Source organism: Rathayibacter sp. KR2-224, assembly GCF_049446075.1.
In the GTDB taxonomy this organism is placed as follows: Bacteria; Actinomycetota; Actinomycetes; order Actinomycetales; family Microbacteriaceae; genus Humibacter.
Window position 1 is genome coordinate 1,205,337 of sequence record NZ_JBMSEB010000001.1, and the last position, 19,291, is coordinate 1,224,627.

Below are 19,291 nucleotides of genomic sequence, written 5' to 3' on the forward strand. Positions count from 1 at the left end.
CACCGCTGAAGGCCGCCTCTGGGCAGACTGAGGCGATGAATCCACGCGCCTTCGTCGGCACCTCCGGTTGGCGGTACCCGTCGTGGCGTGGCGACTTCTATCCGAAGGGACTGCGGCAGAAGGACGAACTGAGCTACATCGCCAGCAGGTTGAACACGGTGGAGTTGAACGGCTCGTTCTATTCGCTGCAGTCGCCGTCGTCCTATCGCCGATGGCGGGACGAGACGCCCGAGGACTTCGTGTTCGGAGTGAAGGGCGGCAGATACCTGACCCATATGCTGCGGATGCGCAACGTCGAGCAGGCGATGGCGAACTTCTTCGCATCGGGCGTGCTGCTTCTGGGCGCCAAGCTCGGCCCGGTGCTGTGGCAACTACCCGAGCGGCTCGCGTTCGACGCCGAGCTGCTCGAGCAGTTCTGCTCGCTGCTGCCCGCCACGGTGGGTCAGGCGGCACGACTCGCAGAGCGGCACGACGCCAAGGTCAAGCAAGCGGAAGTCCCGGCTTTGCCGGCCGGCGCTGTGGAGCGCGACCGGCCCATGCTGCACGCGCTCGAGCCGCGGCATCCGAGCTTCGGGGATGCCAGTGCGGCAGACATCCTGCGCAGCCACGGCGTGGCGCTCGTGCTCGCAGACTCTGCCCGACGCTTTCCCGTGTTCGACGCCGCGACCGCCGATTTCGTCTATGCCAGGCTGCACGGCGGCGAGGAACTGTATACGAGCGGCTACGACGAGGCATCCCTGCTGAACTGGGCGGAGCGCATTCTGAGACAGTCACAGTCCGGCGGAGCAGGACGCGACATCTACGTGTACTTCGACAACGACGCGAAGGGTTATGCGCCGCACGATGCCGAAGCGATGGCCCGCCTGCTGGCCGCGCGTTAACCCAGCAAGGACGCAGATTTCCGGCCTAATCTGACGCCCGAGAGCCGGTCCCGATGACGCTCGCAACGGGATGCGTCGACGGCCCTCACCGAGGTGATTCGCGATGAAAAGACTTCTGAAGTGGTTGCCGGCAGTGCTGGCACCCGTCGTGGTGGCGGGCGCCGTTGCCACGCCGGCATTCGCAGCGCAAGCCGGCGGCGCCCAAGACACCGGGACCGCGGCGAGCGCGCAGGCATCCTCGCGCGCGTCCACACCGTCTGCGGCGCAGGTGCTCGCTCTCATGGCGAAGGCGACGAAGGCGCAGTTCTCCGGCACCCTCGAGCAGACCAGCGACCTCGGGCTGCCCCAGTTGCCTGCCGGTGCGACGAGCGGAACGGATGCCCAGGCATCCGGGATTCTGGAGCTCCTGACCGCGCCCCATAAAGCGCGTGTCTACGTGGACGGCCCGAGCAAACAGCGGCTGCAGGTGCTGGACAGCCTCGCCGAGCGCGATGTGGTGCGCAACGGGAAAGACGTGTGGACCTGGGATTCCAAGGCGAACAAGGCCGTACACGTGACGCTGCCGTCGAAGACCGCCAACGCGGACGGCGCGACGGGAACACCGACGGCGACGCCGCAGCGAGTCGCAGAGCAGCTCGTCAAGGACGCGGGCAAGGACTCGACGTTGACGGTGTCGAAGGGTTCGTTGGATTCGCGCAGCGTGTGGCGGCTGACGATTAGCCCGAAGGCGACCGACACGCTGGTGAGCAAAGCCGTGGTCTCGGTCGACACGAAGAGCGGGGTTCCGCTGGCTGCGGAACTCGACGCACGCGGCCAGTCCACGCCTGCGGCATCGGTGTCCTTCACCTCCGTCGATTTCGCCAAGCCTGCCGCGTCCAACTTCACGTTCACGCCGCCGAAGGGCGCGAAGGTGACCCAGCAGAAGCTGCCGTCGCATGCCGCTCATCCCGACAACCGGGTGCCGGGCTCGTTCGAGGGCCCGACCGTGATCGGTTCGGGCTGGACCTCGGTCCTCGCCGTGCCCTCGGGCGCTCTCGGAGCGGGGCTGTCCGGCCTCAGCGGCAGCCAGTCGAACCTTCTCAACGAACTCACGCAGTCGGTGGACGGCGGCAGGGGCCTCCAGACGTCGTTGTTCTCGGTGCTCATCACCAATGACGGACGGCTCTATGCGGGGGCGGTGCCGCTCAGCGCGCTGGAGTCGGCGGCGAAGTGACGGCGGAATGACCAACGCCCTCGGCTCGAGCCGGGCATGACGGCGATCAGTGTCAGGGGTCTGACGAAGCGGTTCGGCAAGCAGCTGGCCGTCGACGGCCTCGGGCTCGATGTGCCGCGCGGCGCGGTGTACGGATTCCTCGGACCCAACGGCTCGGGCAAGACGACGACCATCCGCATGATGCTCGGGCTTGCCACGCCCACTTCAGGCGACGTGGAGCTGCTGGGCGAGCGCATGCCGCGCGCCGCCGCCACGGTGCTGCCACGCGTCGGTGCACTCGTGGAGGGCCCGGCGTTCTACCCGTTCCTCAGTGGACGCGCCAACCTCAGCCGGCTCGACGCGGCGGATCCCCGCTCGGTGCCCAGCACGAGACGAGCCAGAGTGGCCGACGCCCTCGACCGCGTCGGGCTGACCCACGCCGCCGACAAGAAGGCCCACGCCTACTCTCTCGGCATGAAGCAACGCCTCGGGCTTGCCGGGGCACTGTTGCGCGAGCGCGACCTGCTCGTGCTCGATGAGCCCAGCAACGGGCTCGACCCGCAAGGCACGCGGGAGGTGCGGGCGCTCATCCGCCGTCTCGCGGACGACGGGGCGACCGTCTTCGTCTCCAGCCACCTGCTCAGCGAGGTGGAGCAGCTGTGCAGCCACGTCGCCGTCATGCGCGCGGGCCAGCTGGTGGCGTCCGGCTCGCTGGACGAACTGCGTGCGACGGGCGGGCGCGAGGCGGTGGTGCGCACGCCGGATGCCGGTGCCGCGGCATCCGTACTGGTCGGCCTCGGGCTGACACCGGTGGCAACCGGGGACATCGTGACGGCGGCGCTCGACCCGAATGCCGCACCGGAGGCGATCGTGGCGGCTCTCGTCGCCGCCGACGTGCGCGTGCGCGGCTTCGAGGTGACAGCACCTTCGCTTGAGGAGCGATTCGTGGCGCTGACCGGGGAGGGCTTCGATGTCGCAGGCTGAGGCTCGCGCCGAGGCACAGGGCGTTGCACCGAGCTCGATCAGAGAAGAGGTGCAGCCGCGCACCCGCGTCTTCGCTCTGCTCGGCTCGGAGCTCGGCACGCTGTTCCGGCGCCGCCGGACCATCGCGATGCTCGTGGCGCTGGCCGCCGTGCCCGTGCTGATCGCGATCGCCGTGCGGGTGACCGGCGCTGGGTCGAGCGGGCGCGGCCCCGCGTTCCTGGGTGCGATCACCGACAACGGCCTGTTCGTGGGTTTCACGGCGCTCGTCGTGTGCATACCGCTCTTTCTTCCGCTCACGCTCGGCGTGGTCGCGGGCGACACGATCGCCGGTGAGGCGGGGCTTGGTACGCTCCGCTACCTGCTCGTCGCCCCCGCAGGTAGGGCGCGGTTGCTCTTCGTGAAGTACGCGGGCGTCGTCGCGTTCTCGTTGGCGGCTACGGTCGTCATCGTTCTCGCCGGAATCGGCATCGGGGCATTGCTGTTCCCGATCGGGCCCGTCACGCTGCTCTCCGGCGACACGGTCGACGCAGGCGGGTTCTTCGCCCGTACGGCGCTGCTGGCCGGCTACGTCGCCATGTCGCTCACCGGGCTCGGCGCCGTCGGCCTGTTCATCTCGACGCTGACGACCGTTCCGGTCGGCGCCATGGCGGCGACCGTCGTTCTCGCCGGAGTCTCGCAGATCGCCGACCAGCTCCCACAGCTGGATTGGCTGCATCCTTGGTTGTTCACGCACTACTGGCTCGGTTTCGGCGACCTGTTGCGCGATCCCATCGTGTGGGACTCGTACGCACAGAATGCGGTGCTGCAGCTGGGGTACGTGGTCGTCTTCGGGGCGCTGGCGTACGGGCGGTTCGCGACGAAGGACATCCTGAGCTGACGTGCCGAGCGTGTGTCGGCGGCGCGGTGCAGACTGGGTAGGTGCCAGAACTGCCGGAGGTGCATGCGCTGGCGGCCGACCTCGACCGCCGGTTGCGCGGTCGTGTCATCGACCGGCTCGACGTCACGTCGTTCGCGGCGCTGAAGACGTTCGACCCACCCGTGTCGGACCTGCGGGGCACGCGCGTGGTCGGTGTCGGCAGGCACGGCAAGTTCCTCGATATCGCCGCGACCCTCGAGGCGGGCGATTCCGGGCGCGAACTACATCTGATCATCCATCTCGCTCGCGCCGGCTGGATCAGGTGGCGCGACACCGCGCCTGTTCCGTCGGCCCGGCCAAGGGGCCGATCGACCGGCCCACTGGCCGCGCGGCTCGTGCTCGAGCGGTCAGGCGAACCCGGCGACTCTGAGCAGACCGGCACTGCGGGCGACGGGTTCGACGTGACCGAGGCCGGCACGAAGAAGAGCCTCGCGATCTACCTGGTGCGTAGCCCCAGCGAGGTCCCGGGGATCGCCCGGCTCGGCCCGGACCCGCTCGCTCCCGAGTTCACGGAGCAGGTCTTCGCGGGCATCCTTTCCAGTGCCGGGCGCGCTCAGATCAAGGGCGTTCTGCGCAACCAGGCGAAGATCGCGGGCATCGGCAACGCGTACTCGGACGAGATCCTGCACGTGGCGAAGATGTCGCCGTTCAAGCCGGCGAACATGCCTGACGACGATGTGCACAGGTTGTACGAGGCGACGCAGACCACGCTGCGGGAGGCACTGGAGCGCGCCGACGGGCTGAAGGCATCCGAGCTGAAGGCGGAGAAGAAGTCGAACCTGCGGGTGCACGGGCGCACCGGCGAGCCGTGTCCGGTGTGCGGTGACACCATCAGGCAGGTGATCTACGCGGACTCCACGTTCCAGTACTGCCCGACCTGTCAGACCGGCGGCAAGCCACTTGCAGATCGCGTTCTGTCACGGCTGCTGAAGTAAGGGCCGCGGCCGGCACAAAGGCTCACGTGCGAGGTGTGAGCCGGAAGATGCGGAGCACGCGTCCGCTGGCGCGTTCGTAGCCGCGGTATCCGGGCCACTGCCGCTGAATGTAGTCCCAGACCGACTCCCGCTCGTCGTCGCCGATGAGCTCGGCATGCACCGTGATCGGCTTTCCCCTCACGACAGCCACGGCATCCGGATTCGCCATCAGATTCGTGGTCCACGCCGGGTGCACATTGCGGGCGAAGTTGCTGCCGGTGACGAGCATCCGCCCGCCCGGCTCCGGGCAGTACATCAGGGGCGTTTCCCGCTCGATCCCGCTCTTCGCGCCGATCGTGTGCAGCACCAGCGAGGGCACGAGCAGCCCGCTCAGCTGCACACGCCCTCGCGTGACGAACGCCGTTGCACGCTCCAGCGGCGGCATCACGATCGGTCCCACCTTGCGGAAGAAGCGCGTGCGAGAGAACCAGGCGACCGCCGCCCGGACCGCGCGCAGGAGTGAGAACCAAGGCGAGGACGGGGTCGGCGATGGCATGCGTCGATTCTTACGGATGTCACAGCGGCCGAGCCTGTTTCGTCTCAGATCACGAGGCTCGAAGCGAGTCGAGCGGCGCCGTCGCACGCCGATGCCTGGCCGTCGTGCGTGAGGCGATGGAGGCAAGGCGTGAGGACCGGCTCTGAGCGGCGGCCGGTCGGCAGCGTTAACTCCCTGAGTGCGGAGAGCCGCCTCGAGCTGCGGTTGACTTGAGGCATGACTGATCTGCAGCGTGTGACAGTGCTGGCCGGGGGCGTGGGCGGTGCACGATTCATCAGGGGCCTGCTCGCGCACCTTCGCGAGGTGTTCCCTGGCGAGAACGGCGGCTCCCGTGTCGCCGTCACCGTCGTCGTGAACACCGGCGACGACATGACGCTGAACGGCCTGCGCGTCTGCCCCGACCTCGACACCGTCATGTACACGCTGGGCGGGGGAATCAGCGAGGAGCAGGGCTGGGGGCGGGCGGACGAGTCACGTCGCGTCTCGGCGGAGATCGCCGCGTACGGCCGGGGATGGGATTGGTTCACACTCGGCGATCTCGACCTCGGCACGCACATCGTGCGCACAGAGCTGCTGCGCGAGGGCGCCACCCTCAGCGAGGCGACCGAATACCTGTGCAGGCGGTGGAAGCCAGAGGTGGGACTTCTGCCGATGAGCGATCAGCCCGCCGAGACGCACGTGCGGTTGGGCGAGGCGGCGGACGAGCATCCTGCTGGATCGCTCATCCACTTCGAGGAGTGGTGGGTGCGATACCGGGCGGGGGTTCCCGCCACCGAATTCGTCCAGGTCGGGCTCGACTCCGCGGCGCCGGCACCCGGCGTCCTCGACGCGATCAGCAGCGCGGACGTGGTCATCCTGCCGCCCTCGAACCCCGTCGTCTCGGTCGGGACCATTCTGAACGTGCCAGGGGTGCGCGACGCGCTGCGGCAGACCTCCGCCCGTGTCGTCGGGGTGTCGCCCATCATCGGAGGCGCCGCAGTGCGCGGCATGGCGGATGCCTGCCTCACCGTCATCGGCGTCGAGACCTCGGCAGAGGCGGTCGGCCTGCACTACGGTCCGCGGAGACCGGGCGAGGCGACCAGTGGTCTGCTCGACGGCTGGCTCGTCGACGAGGTCGACGCGGCTGCCGTGCCCGTGCTCGAGCGAGCGGGCATCGCCGCTCGCGCCGTGCCGCTGTGGATGCGCGACGTTCCCGCGACCGCTCGCATGGCGGCAGCGGCCCTCGACCTCGTCACAGCCTGACGAACCGGCCCACGGCGCGCGGCCGGTTGCGTAGCATCGCGACCGGCAGCAGCCACAGCCACAACACGACCGAAGCCGGCGGCGCCGGCGTGCGAACGACGAGGAGCCTCATGGCAGACCGCAACGACTACAACAAGCCGATCATCGACGAGTTCCGTGCCAACGGCGGCACGGTCTCGCACTTCGGCCGCGGCCTCGTGCTGCTGCATCACGTCGGCGCGAAGAGCGGCGTCGAGCGTGTCACGCCCGTCGCGGCGTGGAAGACGGGTCCGGATGCCTGGCTCATCGCGGCATCGAAGGCGGGCGCTCCCGAGAACCCGGCCTGGTATCACAACCTGCTCGCCCATCCGGATGTGGTCATCGAAACGCCGGACGACGGCGAGGTCGCCGTGCGCGCCACGTCGCTGCAGGGCGAGGAGCGCGATGCGGCGTGGCGTGATTTCACCGCCCGCAACCCCGGCTTCCTGGACTACGAGCAGAAGACCACGAGAACCATCCCCGTGGTGCGTCTGACCCGGCGCTGAGCGCCGCGCGCGGCGCCGGACACGCGGTGCAGCCGAGGCGCGCTCGCTAGTCTGGGCACGAATCAGCTGTATGGCCTCGTCTTTGGGCCGCATCCCCTTTTTGTCGCCGCTCACTTCCGTACGCAGACCCGTTCGTGCCTGCACGCCAGAGGATGCCTGTGCCCGCCAAGCTGCTGACCGTCACCGATGTCTCCTCCCGCGCCGGAACATCCGACGCAGTTCCGGGAAAGGCGACGTCGTCGATGCCCGGGGCGGACGGATCCGCCGCAGTGGCCCCCGCGCCCGCGCGGCTGGCCGAGGCGCTGGCGAACGCGCGGAAGGCGGCGGAGGCAGGCGTGCCGCCGGAGCCCGAGGACGCCGAGACCCTGCTGTTCGCACGCGGCGGCGACCTCGACGCGTTGCTGGAGCTCGCCGGCCGCCTGCGCGACGAGGGACTCGAACGTGCCGGGCGCCCGGGTGTGATCACCTACTCGCGCAAGGTGTTCATTCCGCTCACCCACCTGTGCCAGGACCGCTGCCACTACTGCATCTTCGTGCAGAGCCCCGGCAAGCTCGCCAAGGCCGGCATCTCGCCGTATCTCTCGGAGGAAGAGGTGCTCGAGATCGCGAGGCAGGGTGCTGCCATGGGCTGCAAGGAGGCCCTCTTCACGCTCGGTGACCGGCCCGAGAACCGGTGGGCGGTCGCCCGTGAATGGGTGAACGAGCACGGCTATGCCTCGACCCTCGAGTACATGCGGGCGATGGCCATCCGGGTGCTGGAAGAGACCGGCCTGCTCCCCCATCTCAACCCGGGCGTCATGTCGTGGGCCGAGTTGCAGCGGCTCAAGCCCGCCGCGCCGTCCATGGGCATGATGCTCGAGACCACGTCGGTGCGGCTCTGGGCCGAGAAGGGCCAGGCGCATTTCGGCTCGCCGGACAAGGACCCTGCGGTGCGACTGCGCGTGATCGACGACGCTGGCAGGTCGCAGATCCCGTTCACGACCGGCGTGCTCCTTGGCATCGGCGAGACCGTGACCGACAGGGTCGACGCGATGTTCGCGCTGCGCGACGCCCATGCCAGGTGGGGTCACGTGCAAGAGGTGATCGTGCAGAACTTCAGGGCGAAAGACGCAACGGCCATGATGCACAGGCCCGACCTCGCCGCTCACGAGTACGCGGCCGCCGTCGCCGTCACGCGGCTCGTTCTGGGAGCGGATGCCCGCGTACAGGCGCCGCCGAACCTCACCGATCACGACGAACTGGCCCTGCTCATCCGGGCCGGCATCGACGACTGGGGCGGCGTCAGCCCGCTCACGCCCGACCACGTGAACCCGGAACGTCCGTGGCCGCAGATCGACGAACTGGCAAGGCTCACCGCGCACTCCGGCTACCGGCTGCGCGAGCGTCTCACGGCGCATCCGCATTACGTGCGAGAGGGCGAGCCCTGGATCGACCAGGCGGTGCTGCCGCACCTCCACGCGCTCGCCGACGACTACGGGCTCGCCGACGAGTCCGCGCCCGTGACCGGCCGTCCGTGGTCGCTCCACGCAGAGACGGTGCAGGCAATTGCGCCAGGTGTCGGCGATCACGCCAGGAAACCTGGCGCAGACGCCGAAAGGTGGCGCGATCGCGAGGCGGTCCGAACCGCCGAGAGCGCGATGCGCACGCTGCTGGATGCCGCGCGGCGAGATCCGGCCGGACTCGACGACGCCGACTATGCCGCGCTGCTGGCCGCCGACGGCGACGACCTGGATGCCCTCACGCGGCTCGCCGACGACGTTCGCCGCGAACGGGTGGGCGAGAACATCACCTACGTGGTGAACCGCAACATCGACGCGTCGCTGCTTGCATCGGCTGCCGATGTGCAGGCATCCGGCGACGTGCTCACTCTCGACCTCGTCACCGCCATCGCCGACGAGGCTGCCGAGCTCGGGGCCACCGAGGTGTGCGTGCAGGGGCGCATCGGCGACGAGCTGCAGGCATCCGCGTACCTCGACCTCATCCGCGCGGTGCGAGCGCACAAGCGCGAGCTCCACGTGCACGCGTACCGGCCCATCGAGCTGCTGGACGGTGCCGCACGGTTGAACATGCCCCTTGCGGAATATCTCGGTCTGCTCCGTGCGGCAGGTGTCGGAACCGTGCCGGGAACCGGCGCGCGCATTCTCGACGACCGCATTCGGGGCATCCTTTCCGGCGGCTCGGAGCTGCCGGTGGCCGACTGGGTCGCCACGGTGGAAGCCGCCCATGCTGCCGGCCTGCGCTCGACCGCAACGATGGTCTACGGGCACATCGAGACGGCATCCGACCAGGTGAACCATCTCAGGAGGCTGATCCAGCTGCAGCGGCGCACCTGTGGGTTCACCGAGTTCATCGCCATGCCGTTCGTGCCGCAGGATTCGCCCGTCGCCGTGCCCGGCGCCCGGCCGGGGCCCACGCTGCGGGAGTCGCGCGCCGTGCACGCCGTGGCGCGACTCATGCTCGCGGGAACGATCGACCACCTCCAGGCCGCATGGACGAAGCTCGGTTTCCGCGGAACCCGTCTCGTGCTGCGCGGCGGTGTCGACGACCTGGGCGGGGTGCTCATCGACGGCGAGCTGGCGCCGTGGGCCGGGCCTGAGCAGGGCCGCGTGCTGAGTGTGACCGACATGCGCCGCATTGCGGACGAGGTGGTGCGTCCGCTTGTGCAGCGCACCACGACATACGAGCGGGTCGGCGCGTGATGTCTCCCGGGACCCGTTCAACCGACTCGAGCGTCGACGTCGACGTCGTCATCGTCGGCGCGGGCTTCGCCGGGCTCGGCCTCGGCATCCGGCTGAAGCGCCGCAATGGTGCCGCTGCTGTGGATCCCGCGATCAGCTCTTCAGGTGTCGCCGCTGCGCCGCAATCCTTCGTCATCCTGGAGCGCGCAGACGACGTGGGCGGAACCTGGCGCGACAACGTGTATCCGGGAGTCGCATGCGACATCCCTTCGCACCTGTACTCGTACTCGTTCCGCACGAAACCGGACTGGTCGCACGTCTATCCGACCGGCGCCGAGCTGCAGGAGTATCTGCGGGAGTGCGCGCGCGAGGAGGGCCTGCTTCCGCACCTGCGGTTCGGGGAACCTGTCATCGATGCCACCTGGAACGAGGATGCCGGCCGCTGGCGCGTCACCACGCCTCGCGGCGTCTATCGTGCCCGCGCTCTCGTCGGTGCGGTGGGCCGTCTGAGCGAGCCGCGCATCCCCGCCATCGACGGCCTGAAGACGTTCAAGGGACGCGTGCTGCACACCGCCGTCTGGGATGCCTCGCTGCCGCTTTCCGGCGCCCGCGTCGGACTCGTCGGCACGGGCGCGTCCGCCGTACAGTTGCTGCCGCACCTCGCGCGCGAAGCCGAACACGTGACGGTGTTCCAGCGAAGCGCGCCGTACGTCGTCCCGCGGGGCGACCGGGCGTACACCGCCGAGGAGCTGTACGCCTTCGCCGACCCGGACGAGCGAGCAAGGGTGCGCGAGCAGATCTTCTGGCACGCCGAGTCCGCCTTCCCGCAGCGGCTCGGCGTGCCCGAGGCGATCGAGGCACTGCGCGAGAGGGCACGTGCGCACCGCGAATCGCAGCTGTCGGATGCGCGACTTCTGGCCGCCCTCACGCCCGACTACGAGATCGGGTGCAAGCGCGTGCTGCTCTCCGACGACTTCTATCCGGCGATCTCGCGCGACAACGTGAGGCTCGAGCCGTCCGCGCTCGACCGCGTGGAGGGGTCGACCGCCGTCGCTGCAAGCGGAAGCCGGCACGACCTCGACGTGCTCGTCTTCGCCACGGGTTTCACTGCCACGCGACCACCGTTCGCCGACATGGTCACCGGGCGCGACGGCATCCTGCTCGCCGACCGCTGGGCGGCGGGGATGCGTGCATACGCGTCCACCGTGGTGCACGGCTTCCCGAACTTCTTCGTGCTCGACGGGCCCAACGCCAGCCTCGGGCACAACTCGGCCGTGTACATGATCGAGGCTCAGCTCGACTACGTGCTTGGCGCACTCGACCATCTCGCCGAATCCGGAGAGCCGCTCGAGATTCCACGCGAGGCCGAGGATGCCTACGTCGCCGAGATCGACGCCGCCGCCCGCGACACCGTGTGGTTGAGCGGCTGCACCAGCTGGTATGTCGACGAGCGCAGCGGGCGCCTCACACTGCTGTGGCCCGGGTATGCCCACACCTTCCGGGAGCGGAACGCCACCTTCCGGCCGGAGGTTTACGGCGTTCCTGTGGCCTAGCAGCGTCGTCAGGTCGCTTTCGTCACGCCTCCTGGCGAGTCCACGTGGCTGGAATAGCGTTGCGATATGCGCTTCGCCTACGTCGACGTCTTCGCACCCCGCCCTCTCACGGGAAATCCCGTGGTCGTCGTGCACGGAGCCGAACCCGAGAAGGATGCGACACTTCAGGCACTCGCACGCGAGTTCAATCAGTCGGAGACGGCTTTCGTGCTGCCTGGCGGCGGAACGGCCGACTGGCGGTTGCGCTCCTTCACCCCGTCGGGCGCCGAGGTGTTCGGCGCGGGGCACAACGCTCTCGGCGCGGCGGTCTGGCTCGCGGCTTCCGGGCTGTTGCCCGATGGCGCTTTCGGAAGCGACCGGCGACAGTACACTCAGACGATCGGCGACGACCGCTTCGCAGTCACCGTCTCCGAGGTGACTCCGGGCGGCGCGCACGTGGCGATCCGCCAATCGGCTCCGCGAATGCTCGGAAGGGTCGACGACCGCGCGGGCCTCGCCTCCGCACTTGGCGTGCGGCCGGCCGACGTGCTGCTCGAACGCGTTCCCGAGGTGATCTCGACGGGTGCCCAGCACCTGCTCGTGCCACTGCGCGATCGGCACAGCGTGGATGCCGCGCGCCCGGACGCGACGCTGCTCACCGCATTGCTCGCAGGCGCGGGCGCGGAGGGCTGCGCCGTGTTCAGCCTCGACCCCGCCGAGGCGGGCGCGCACGCGCACGTGCGATTCTTCAACCCGGCCATGGGCATCCAGGAGGATCCCGCGACGGGGACGGCCGCCGGACCGCTCGCCGTCAAGCTTCTGCGCGACGGGCTCGTCCCGCCGACGCCGACGGTCGTCGTCGTGCAGGGCCATGCGGTCGGTAGGCCGAGCCGCATCGCGGTCGACGTGGACGGCGACGACGTCACGCTGCACGGCGACGGCATCGTCGTCGCGGAGGGAACCCTGGTTGGTATTTGATCAACCACGTGAACGCGCGTCACCGCCGCTAGCGTCGAGGCATCCACTGGAAAGAGCCATGAGGAGAGCCATGCCCAGCACTCAGGAGAGCCCGATTCGCATCGGTGTTCAGCTTCAGCCGCAACACGCCGAGTACCAGACCCTGCGCGACGCGCTTCGCCGCATCGAAGACCTGGGCGTCGACATCGCGTTCAACTGGGACCACTTCTACCCGCTTTCCGGCGAGCGGGACGGCCTGCATTTCGAGGGCTGGAGCATGCTGGCCGCGTGGGCGGAGCAGACCGAGCGGATCGAGTTCGGCCCGCTCGTGACGTGCAACAGCTACCGGAACCCCGACCTGCTCGCCGACATGGCCCGTACGGTCGACCACATCAGTGCACAGGGCGGAACCGGCCGGCTCATCTTCGGCATCGGCTCCGGCTGGTTCGAGCGGGACTACGACGAGTACGGGTACGAGTTCGGAACGGCCGGATCGCGGCTCGACGACCTCGCAGCGGCCATGCCGCGCATCAAGCAGCGCTGGGAGCGGCTCAACCCCGCACCGACCAGGCAGATCCCCGTACTGATCGGTGGCGGCGGCGAGCGCAAGACTCTGCGCATCGTTGCCGAGCATGCGGATGTCTGGCACAGCTTCTCCGATCCCGAGACGCTTCGGCACAAACTCGGCGTGCTCGACGGATGGTGCGAGACGGTCGGCCGGGACAGAAGCGAGATCACGGTGTCGGTGGAGCCCGGCAAGCGAAGCGACACGGCAAGGCTCGACGAGTTCTACGGCCTGGGCGCCAGGCTCTTCACGGTCGGCATCAGTGCGCCCGACTACGACTGGGACAGCGTGCAGCGCCTGTTGAACTGGCGCGACGCGATCAACGGCTGACGCCCGGCCCGCGCTCTCGGCGGCGCTCAGTCGAAGAGGCCGCGCGTCTCCTCGCCAAGCGAGGCAAGGGAGGCGTGCAGAGCCGCCGCGTCGTCGATGTCCAGCCGCAGCGTCGACTCCCGCGGAACGTCCAGCTCGAGGTAGCCGGCGGCGGCGTGCAGTGCGCGCGAACCGGCGCCGAATCGCGATGACACGACGGCGCCGGGCGCTGCCATGAGTGTCGTCGTGCCGGTTCCCTCGCTGTCTGGAACGAACGCGTATGGATGCCCGCGCCGCGCCGCCTCGACCGCGAGGTCCAGGCCCGCCTGGAGGTCCATGGCGCCGAGTCCAGGCAGGTCGCCGACGAGCACGGCAACGAATGCATCAGGGTCGCGGTTTCGTGCGGCTTCGGCGCCCGCCGCCACAGCACCGTTCAGACCCGTTCCCGGGTCGGCGACGATTTCGTCGGCCAGGTCGTTCAAGGCCGTTTCCAGGCCTGGCGCACTCGAGACGACGAGGACCGCTGACACGGATTCCGCCTGACGAGCGGCACGCAACGTGTCGCGCAGGAACGCGAGCGAGAGCCGTCGCCGATCCAGACCTGCTAGACCACCCATGCGCGACTTCGCCCCGTCGCCGCCCTTGAACGGGACCACGACGACCCAGCGCGTCCCCTCGCCCGAGCGTCCGACTCCGGCGCCGCCTTCTGCGGCGCTTTCATGCCGGACGCCCCCATCTGCAGCGCGCAGGGCAAGGCCCGCCGCGAACCCGCGCCGATAGCCCTCGGCGAGCGCCTCGTCTGTGCCAAGGCGGAACATGTCCGTCGGTCCCGTGCGTGCCAGCGACCGTCCGGAGGCGAACGGCTCCGCCTCGTCGGACGCAACGACCACGAAACGGGAGGCGCCGCGCACCACTGCGACGGGGCATCCTTCGGCCTTGCCCTTCACAAGGTCGGCCAACCCGGCCAGTTCGTCGCCGACGGCCGGCTGGGTCACCGCGAGCGGTTTGCCTCCTCCATCGGTCTGCCCACGCAGGTCGTCCACGACACGTACGCCCGCGGCGCCGATCGCAATGTCCGTCTGCCCCAGCCGCCAGGCGCGACCGAGCGTGTCGCTGACGATCACGCCGAGTTCGACGCCGAACCTGGCGCGCACGGCGTCGCGCAGTGCGCGAGCCGACGCATCCGGATCCGCGGGCAGCAGCAGCACCTGTCCCTCCGGAGCATTGCTGGCGTCCACTCCGGCGGCAGCACCCACCACGCCCTGGCGGTTCTCGACGATGCGCGTGATGCCGCCGTCGTAGGCCCTGGTGGCGACGACGCGCACGGTCTCAGCAGTGATGGCGTCCTCGCGGTCTGCTGCAGCGATGATGCGTCCCTCGGCCTTGGAGACCACCTTGCTCGTCACCACCAGAATGTCGCCGGCGCGAGGCGCCCGGTCGGGGTGCTCGGCGCCATCCGCCTCGATGGCATCCGCGATGATGGCGGCGAGGTCGTCACCCGGACCGATCTCGGGAATTCCGGGCACGGCCCATCCGACGATCGGCTCAGGCCGCCGGTCAGCGGTCATCGATGGAGCTTGGGCAGCACGTCGCGGCCGAAGACCTCGATCCACTCCCGCTGGTTGCGGCCGACGTTGTGCAGGTAGACGCGGTCGAATCCCAGGTCGACGTACTTCTGGATGGCTGCCCTGTGCACGTCCGGGTCGCTGGAGATGACCATGCGGCCGTTGAAGTCCTCAGGCCGAACGAGCTTGGCGATCTGCTCGAACTCGAACGGCGATCGGATGTCTGCCTTCGGGAACTTCATGCCGCCGTTCGGCCACTCGCGCATCGCGTTCGCGAGCGCCTCCTCGTCGGTCTCGGCCCAGCTGAGGTGCAGCTGAAGCAGGCGCGGTGCGTCGTCGGGGTTCTTACCTACCTCTCGCTGGCCGTCGTCGAACTTGGCGAAGAGGCCGCTGATCTTCTCGAGCGGCGCGCCCACCGTGATGAGCCCGTCGACGCTCTGACCAGCTCGCTTGGCGGTCACCGGCCCGGCGGTCGCGATGAGGATCTCCGGCGCCTTCTCCGGCATGGTCCACAGCCTGGTCGATTCCAGCTTGAAGAACTGCCCAGAGTGCTTGGCGTCCTTGCCCGCCAGCGACGCCGTGAAGAGCTTGTTGATGATGTCGATTGCTTCGAACATGCGGTTGATGCGCTCTGGCGCCTCCGGCCAGTAGCCGCCGACGACGTGCTCGTTGAGCGCCTCGCCCGATCCGAGCCCCAGCCAGTGCCTGCCCGGGTACATGGCGGCGAGCGTGGCGGATGCCTGTGCAACGTTGGCCGGGTGCCACCTGAAGCTGGGCGTGGTCACGCCAGGGCCGAAATCGCCCTTGGTACGTTCGCCGATCGCTGTGAGCACGTTCCAGACGAAGGATGCCTGTCCCTGTGTCGGCACCCAGGGCTGGAAGTGGTCGGCGGCCATCACCCCCGAGAACCCGTGCTGTTCGGCGAGCGCGCTCAGTTCGACGGCCTCCATGGGGGCGAACTGCTCGAGCATCGCGGCGTATCCGACTTGGAGTTCACGCGTGGCCATTGATCCATTCTGCCGATCGCGCCTCTGCGGTGTTGCGACCGATGGCTTTGCTGGGAGGCACAGGCATAGTCACCGGCAGCGACCTGCGGACCGCGACGCGGGCATCATTGTCAGCCTTCTGACGGCTAGATCACCCCTCCTGGCGCTATGGTGGGTTCAGCGATCGGCGTTTTGCCCTTGGCACACGACCAGCCCCAGGGCTGCCAACGGACGGGCACTTTCTCATCGCCGCTTCCTCCGCACCGACAGCAACGCTCGAGAATCGACTCGGTGCCATTCGCACGACAAGCCCACGAAATCACGACGACGTGAACATCACGGCTTCCTACACCGAAGTTTCCCGCGCCGTGAAGGCCCAGGGCCTTCTCGCTCGAGCAACGGGCTTCTACGCGCTCGTCACCGCCGGCCTCGTGCTGGCAACCGCAGCCGACATCACGGGAATGATCCTTCTGGGCCACAGCTGGTTCCAGCTCATCCTTGCCGGCGTGCTCGGCCTCATCCTCACGCAGTTCGCGTTCATCTCCCACGAGGCGGCTCACCGCCAGGTGCTCAAGTCCGGCCCGGCGAACGACCGCCTCGGCAGGTTCATCGGCCCATTCGTGATCGGCATGAGCTACGCGTGGTGGATGAACAAGCACACGCGCCACCACGCCAATCCGAATCAGGTGGGCAAAGACCCCGACATCGCCGTCGACACCATCTCGTTCATCGAAGAGGATGCCGCCAAGCGCACGGGCGCGATGGCCTTGCTGACCCGCAAGCAGGGTTATCTGTTCTTCCCGCTGCTGTCGCTCGAGGGCATCAACCTGCACTGGCTGTCGCTCAAGCTGCTGTTCAGCAAGTCAGAGGTGAAGCACCGCAAGACCGAGATCACGCTCATCGTCGCGCGTTTCACGCTCTACCTGGGCGCGTTGTTCTTCTTCTTCCCGCCGGGCCTCGCTGCGGCATTCTTCGGAGTGCAGCTTGCCGTGTTCGGCATCTACATGGGGGCGTCCTTCGCCCCGAACCACAAAGGGATGCCCATCATCCCCGCCGACTTGAAGCTCGACTTCTTCTCGAAGCAGGTGCTCACCTCGCGCAACATCCGGGGCGGCTGGTGGGCGACGATGCTCTTCGGCGGTCTCAACTACCAGGTGGAACACCACCTCTTCCCGAGCATGGCCAGGCCGCACCTCGCCAAGGCCAGGATCATCGTTCGCGACCATTGCGCCGCGGCCGACGTGACCTACACCGAGACGACGATGATGAAGTCCTATGGCATTGTCATCGCCTACCTCAATAGGGTGGGGCTTGCGGCACGGGATCCGTTCGCGTGTCCAGTGGTCGCGCAGTACAGGCGGGTCTAGCGCCGCGCCTTCGCACATACCGGCGTGGATGCCGGTTCTGTGCAGACAGAGATGAGTATTTCGATTACCCCCCTTGCTTCACCGTTCACCCCTGAGGCGACGCCACGCTGGCTCAAAGCCGACGACGACGTGCATGTCGCCACGCGCGCGGGCGAGTTCGCCGGCTACACAGCCGCAGGCGAACTCGGATTCCTCCTGTTCGACGAGCACTCGATGCTCCTCGGCAGCTTCCCAACGGCCGAGGCCGCCGAGCACGCTCTGACCGAGCGCCTGCCCGCCTCGCCCCAGCTTGGTGATCTCACCGGAGCCAAGCACACCCCAGATCGTCGACGGTCGCATGGCCGCCGCACAACGGGCCGCGTTCGCGGCCCACGAAAGAAACAACGAAAGGAACACCACGACATGGCCACCGGCACCGTCAAATGGTTCAACTCCGAGAAGGGGTACGGCTTCATTGCCCCGGACGACGGCTCGGCCGACGTCTTCGCCCACCACTCCGCGATCGTGGGGACCGGGTACAAGAACCTCGAAGAGAACCAGAAGGTCGAATACGACGTCGAGCGCGGAGACAAGGGCCCTCAGGCCACGAACATCCGCAGCGCCCAGTAAACAGGGCACCGTTCCGGCGCGGACGGGCATCGATACCATCGATCGCCCGCCCGCGCCGCTCTGTGTCCGGGCATCCCGGCTATCGTGGCGAAGGATGCCTGGACGCACAGTCAGGCGCGTACGCAACGACGGGAAGGGTGAGCACAGCCATGCCGCTGACAGGTGAATGGGAGCCGGGAACTTCGGACTGGGCCCGTGAGCAGGTCGAGACCTTCGAGGCGTCGGGTGGGCGCGAGGCGAACACCCTGCGCGGCGTGCCTGTGGTGGTCATCACCTCGGTGGGCGCCAAGTCGGGCAAGCTGCGCAAGAACCCGGTCATGCGTGTCGAGCACGGCGGCGTCTACGCCGCAGTGGCCTCGAAGGGCGGAGCGGAAGAGCATCCGACCTGGTACTACAACCTCGTGAAGAATCCGCAGGTGGAGCTTCAGGACGGCGAAGACAGGCGAGACTACGTCGCCCACGTCGCCGAGGGCTCGGAGCGCGACGAGTGGTGGCAACGCGCCGTCGCGGTGTGGCCCGACTACGCGAACTATCAGAAGAAGACCGCCAGGCAGATCCCGGTCTTCGTACTCACACCGGTCGAGGGCTCCGCCGCCTGACCAGCGCCCGCCGGGCGCACCACGTCAGGGCAGCTTGGGAGCGCCTGCCACTATCGCGTCGCGAACGCGGTCCAGCGCCGAGCTGCGCAGGTTCCACTGCTGCCAGTGGAGCGGCACGTCGATGCCCCGATCGTCGAGCACGATGACACCGTCGCCGGCTCCAGGCAGCTGCACGGTGGGAATCATGCCCCAGCCGAAGCCCAGGCGCACAGCCGCGACGAAGTCGGCGGATGCCGGCACCTGGTTCCGCGGAGCCGTCGCCTCACCCACGCGGTGCTTCGCCAGATAGCGCCGCTGCAGCTCGTCTTTGCGATCGAAGTCCACGTACGGCGTGACGCGTAGGGCCGCCGCCGTCACGCCGTGCGGAAACCAGCGCGCTGCGAACTCCCTCTGAGCCGCGGGAAGGTAACGCATCGCTCCGAGCGGCTCGACGACGCAACCCTGCACGGGCGTCGATTCGGAAGTGATGGCGGCCATGACGGTGCCGTCCCGCAGGTAGGAGGCAGTGTGCTCCTGGTCTTCGCGGTGGAACTCGAAGTCCAGATCGTCGAGGTCCGCGAGCGCCGGCAGCACCCACGTGGCAAGCGAGTCGGCGTTGACGCCGAGGGGTATCGCGCGACGGGCATCCTCATCGCCGGCCAGGTCGGCGCCCAGCGCGCTCGTGAGCGCCCCGATCTGGCGGGCGACCCGCAGAGCGGCCGCGCCCGCATCCGTGACGGCGACGGGCTTCGAACGCACGAGCAGCACCCGTCCGAGGGATGCCTCGAGCGCGCGGATGCGCTGGCTCACGGCCGAGGGCGTGATGTGCAGCGCTCCGGCGGCGGCGTCCAGCGTGCCGTGCGTGACCGCCGCATCGAGGGCGCGCAATTGGGCGAGATCGAGATCCATCGAAAGCAATGCTAACGCTTCGTAAGA

The 19,291-nt window shown here is 68.6% G+C and carries 18 protein-coding genes; 14 read left to right on the forward strand and 4 right to left on the reverse strand.

All coding sequences use genetic code 11. The features are described from left to right. The first annotated feature begins 35 nt into the window (after positions 1-35). The 5 genes from ACO2Q7_RS05605 to ACO2Q7_RS05625 all read left to right on the forward strand — a co-directional run bounded on the left by ACO2Q7_RS05605 (position 36) and on the right by ACO2Q7_RS05625 (position 4,908). The gene (locus tag ACO2Q7_RS05605) at positions 36-881 is read left to right on the forward strand and encodes a DUF72 domain-containing protein (protein ID WP_423354628.1); all 846 of its coding nucleotides are present in this window, start codon (positions 36-38) and stop codon (positions 879-881) included. Between the two features lie 103 nt (positions 882-984). Further along, positions 985-2,094, forward strand: coding sequence for a LolA family protein (locus ACO2Q7_RS05610; protein WP_423354629.1), 1,110 nt, complete (start codon positions 985-987; stop codon positions 2,092-2,094). 36 nt (positions 2,095-2,130) lie between these two features. Then, entirely contained in the window at positions 2,131-3,057 is a 927-nt protein-coding gene (locus ACO2Q7_RS05615) for an ATP-binding cassette domain-containing protein (RefSeq protein ID WP_423354630.1), read from the forward strand. Continuing rightward, positions 3,044-3,934, forward strand: coding sequence for an ABC transporter permease (locus ACO2Q7_RS05620; RefSeq protein ID WP_423354631.1), 891 nt, complete (start codon positions 3,044-3,046; stop codon positions 3,932-3,934). The genes ACO2Q7_RS05615 and ACO2Q7_RS05620 overlap by 14 nt, the downstream gene beginning before the upstream one ends. Positions 3,935-3,975: 41 nt before the next feature. Then, positions 3,976-4,908, forward strand: coding sequence for a DNA-formamidopyrimidine glycosylase family protein (locus ACO2Q7_RS05625; RefSeq protein ID WP_423354632.1), 933 nt, complete (start codon positions 3,976-3,978; stop codon positions 4,906-4,908). 22 nt (positions 4,909-4,930) lie between these two features. On the opposite strand, the gene ACO2Q7_RS05630 is transcribed toward ACO2Q7_RS05625, so the two are convergent. After that, a complete protein-coding gene (locus ACO2Q7_RS05630) occupies positions 4,931-5,443 on the reverse strand; it encodes a nitroreductase/quinone reductase family protein (RefSeq protein ID WP_423354633.1) in 513 nt (170 codons plus the stop codon). 216 nt (positions 5,444-5,659) lie between these two features. On the opposite strand from ACO2Q7_RS05630, the gene cofD reads away from it, so the two are divergent. From cofD to ACO2Q7_RS05660, 6 genes are all read left to right on the forward strand, one after another. Next, positions 5,660-6,685, forward strand: a complete 1,026-nt coding sequence (gene cofD, locus ACO2Q7_RS05635; RefSeq protein ID WP_423354634.1) for a 2-phospho-L-lactate transferase — start codon at positions 5,660-5,662, stop codon at positions 6,683-6,685. Positions 6,686-6,795: 110 nt separating this feature from the next. Continuing rightward, positions 6,796-7,209 carry a nitroreductase/quinone reductase family protein gene (locus ACO2Q7_RS05640; protein WP_423354635.1) on the forward strand — a complete coding sequence of 138 codons (414 nt, stop codon included), beginning with the start codon at positions 6,796-6,798 and terminating at the stop codon, positions 7,207-7,209. Positions 7,210-7,367: 158 nt separating this feature from the next. After that, the gene (locus ACO2Q7_RS05645) at positions 7,368-9,908 is read left to right on the forward strand and encodes a bifunctional FO biosynthesis protein CofGH (RefSeq protein ID WP_423354636.1); all 2,541 of its coding nucleotides are present in this window, start codon (positions 7,368-7,370) and stop codon (positions 9,906-9,908) included. Then, entirely contained in the window at positions 9,908-11,440 is a 1,533-nt protein-coding gene (locus tag ACO2Q7_RS05650) for a flavin-containing monooxygenase (protein WP_423354637.1), read from the forward strand. The genes ACO2Q7_RS05645 and ACO2Q7_RS05650 overlap by 1 nt, the downstream gene beginning before the upstream one ends. A gap of 66 nt (positions 11,441-11,506) precedes the next feature. Beyond that, on the forward strand, positions 11,507-12,397 hold the full coding sequence (locus ACO2Q7_RS05655) for a PhzF family phenazine biosynthesis protein (protein WP_423354638.1): 891 nt from the start codon (positions 11,507-11,509) through the stop codon (positions 12,395-12,397). Between the two features lie 70 nt (positions 12,398-12,467). Next, a complete protein-coding gene (locus ACO2Q7_RS05660) occupies positions 12,468-13,271 on the forward strand; it encodes an LLM class F420-dependent oxidoreductase (protein WP_423354639.1) in 804 nt (267 codons plus the stop codon). Between the two features lie 26 nt (positions 13,272-13,297). Here the strand turns inward: ACO2Q7_RS05660 and cofE are convergent, their stop codons facing one another. Both cofE and ACO2Q7_RS05670 read right to left on the reverse strand, forming a co-directional pair. Next, positions 13,298-14,818 carry a coenzyme F420-0:L-glutamate ligase gene (gene cofE / locus ACO2Q7_RS05665; RefSeq protein ID WP_423354640.1) on the reverse strand — a complete coding sequence of 507 codons (1,521 nt, stop codon included), beginning with the start codon at positions 14,816-14,818 and terminating at the stop codon, positions 13,298-13,300. Next, entirely contained in the window at positions 14,815-15,822 is a 1,008-nt protein-coding gene (locus ACO2Q7_RS05670) for a TIGR03557 family F420-dependent LLM class oxidoreductase (protein ID WP_423354641.1), read from the reverse strand. The genes cofE and ACO2Q7_RS05670 overlap by 4 nt, the downstream gene beginning before the upstream one ends. 224 nt (positions 15,823-16,046) lie before the next feature. On the opposite strand from ACO2Q7_RS05670, the gene ACO2Q7_RS05675 reads away from it, so the two are divergent. The 3 genes from ACO2Q7_RS05675 (at position 16,047) to ACO2Q7_RS05685 (ending at position 18,376) form a co-directional block, all read left to right on the forward strand. Further along, a complete protein-coding gene (locus tag ACO2Q7_RS05675) occupies positions 16,047-17,168 on the forward strand; it encodes a fatty acid desaturase family protein (protein WP_423355976.1) in 1,122 nt (373 codons plus the stop codon). Between the two features lie 402 nt (positions 17,169-17,570). Further along, positions 17,571-17,777 carry a cold-shock protein gene (locus ACO2Q7_RS05680; protein ID WP_423355977.1) on the forward strand — a complete coding sequence of 69 codons (207 nt, stop codon included), beginning with the start codon at positions 17,571-17,573 and terminating at the stop codon, positions 17,775-17,777. Between the two features lie 137 nt (positions 17,778-17,914). Further along, a complete protein-coding gene (locus ACO2Q7_RS05685; protein WP_423354642.1) occupies positions 17,915-18,376 on the forward strand; it encodes a nitroreductase family deazaflavin-dependent oxidoreductase in 462 nt (153 codons plus the stop codon). Positions 18,377-18,400: 24 nt separating this feature from the next. Here the strand turns inward: ACO2Q7_RS05685 and ACO2Q7_RS05690 are convergent, their stop codons facing one another. Beyond that, entirely contained in the window at positions 18,401-19,264 is an 864-nt protein-coding gene (locus tag ACO2Q7_RS05690; RefSeq protein WP_423354643.1) for a LysR family transcriptional regulator ArgP, read from the reverse strand. Positions 19,265-19,291: the final 27 nt, after the last annotated feature.

What these genes read in the sequence shown, in the direction of transcription:
- ACO2Q7_RS05610 (WP_423354629.1), top strand. Translation starts at nt 985, where the DNA reads ATGAAAAGACTTCTGAAGTGGTTGCCGGCAGTGCTGGCACCCGTCGTG.
- ACO2Q7_RS05680 (WP_423355977.1), top strand. Translation starts at nt 17,571, where the DNA reads ATGGCCACCGGCACCGTCAAATGGTTCAACTCCGAGAAGGGGTACGGC.
- ACO2Q7_RS05615 (WP_423354630.1), top strand. Translation starts at nt 2,131, where the DNA reads ATGACGGCGATCAGTGTCAGGGGTCTGACGAAGCGGTTCGGCAAGCAG.
- ACO2Q7_RS05620 (WP_423354631.1), top strand. Translation starts at nt 3,044, where the DNA reads ATGTCGCAGGCTGAGGCTCGCGCCGAGGCACAGGGCGTTGCACCGAGC.
- cofE (WP_423354640.1), bottom strand. Translation starts at nt 14,818, where the DNA reads ATGACCGCTGACCGGCGGCCTGAGCCGATCGTCGGATGGGCCGTGCCC.
- cofD (WP_423354634.1), top strand. Translation starts at nt 5,660, where the DNA reads ATGACTGATCTGCAGCGTGTGACAGTGCTGGCCGGGGGCGTGGGCGGT.
- ACO2Q7_RS05640 (WP_423354635.1), top strand. Translation starts at nt 6,796, where the DNA reads ATGGCAGACCGCAACGACTACAACAAGCCGATCATCGACGAGTTCCGT.
- ACO2Q7_RS05670 (WP_423354641.1), bottom strand. Translation starts at nt 15,822, where the DNA reads ATGGCCACGCGTGAACTCCAAGTCGGATACGCCGCGATGCTCGAGCAG.
- ACO2Q7_RS05660 (WP_423354639.1), top strand. Translation starts at nt 12,468, where the DNA reads ATGCCCAGCACTCAGGAGAGCCCGATTCGCATCGGTGTTCAGCTTCAG.
- ACO2Q7_RS05605 (WP_423354628.1), top strand. Translation starts at nt 36, where the DNA reads ATGAATCCACGCGCCTTCGTCGGCACCTCCGGTTGGCGGTACCCGTCG.
- ACO2Q7_RS05655 (WP_423354638.1), top strand. Translation starts at nt 11,507, where the DNA reads ATGCGCTTCGCCTACGTCGACGTCTTCGCACCCCGCCCTCTCACGGGA.
- ACO2Q7_RS05630 (WP_423354633.1), bottom strand. Translation starts at nt 5,443, where the DNA reads ATGCCATCGCCGACCCCGTCCTCGCCTTGGTTCTCACTCCTGCGCGCG.
- ACO2Q7_RS05650 (WP_423354637.1), top strand. Translation starts at nt 9,908, where the DNA reads ATGTCTCCCGGGACCCGTTCAACCGACTCGAGCGTCGACGTCGACGTC.
- ACO2Q7_RS05690 (WP_423354643.1), bottom strand. Translation starts at nt 19,264, where the DNA reads ATGGATCTCGATCTCGCCCAATTGCGCGCCCTCGATGCGGCGGTCACG.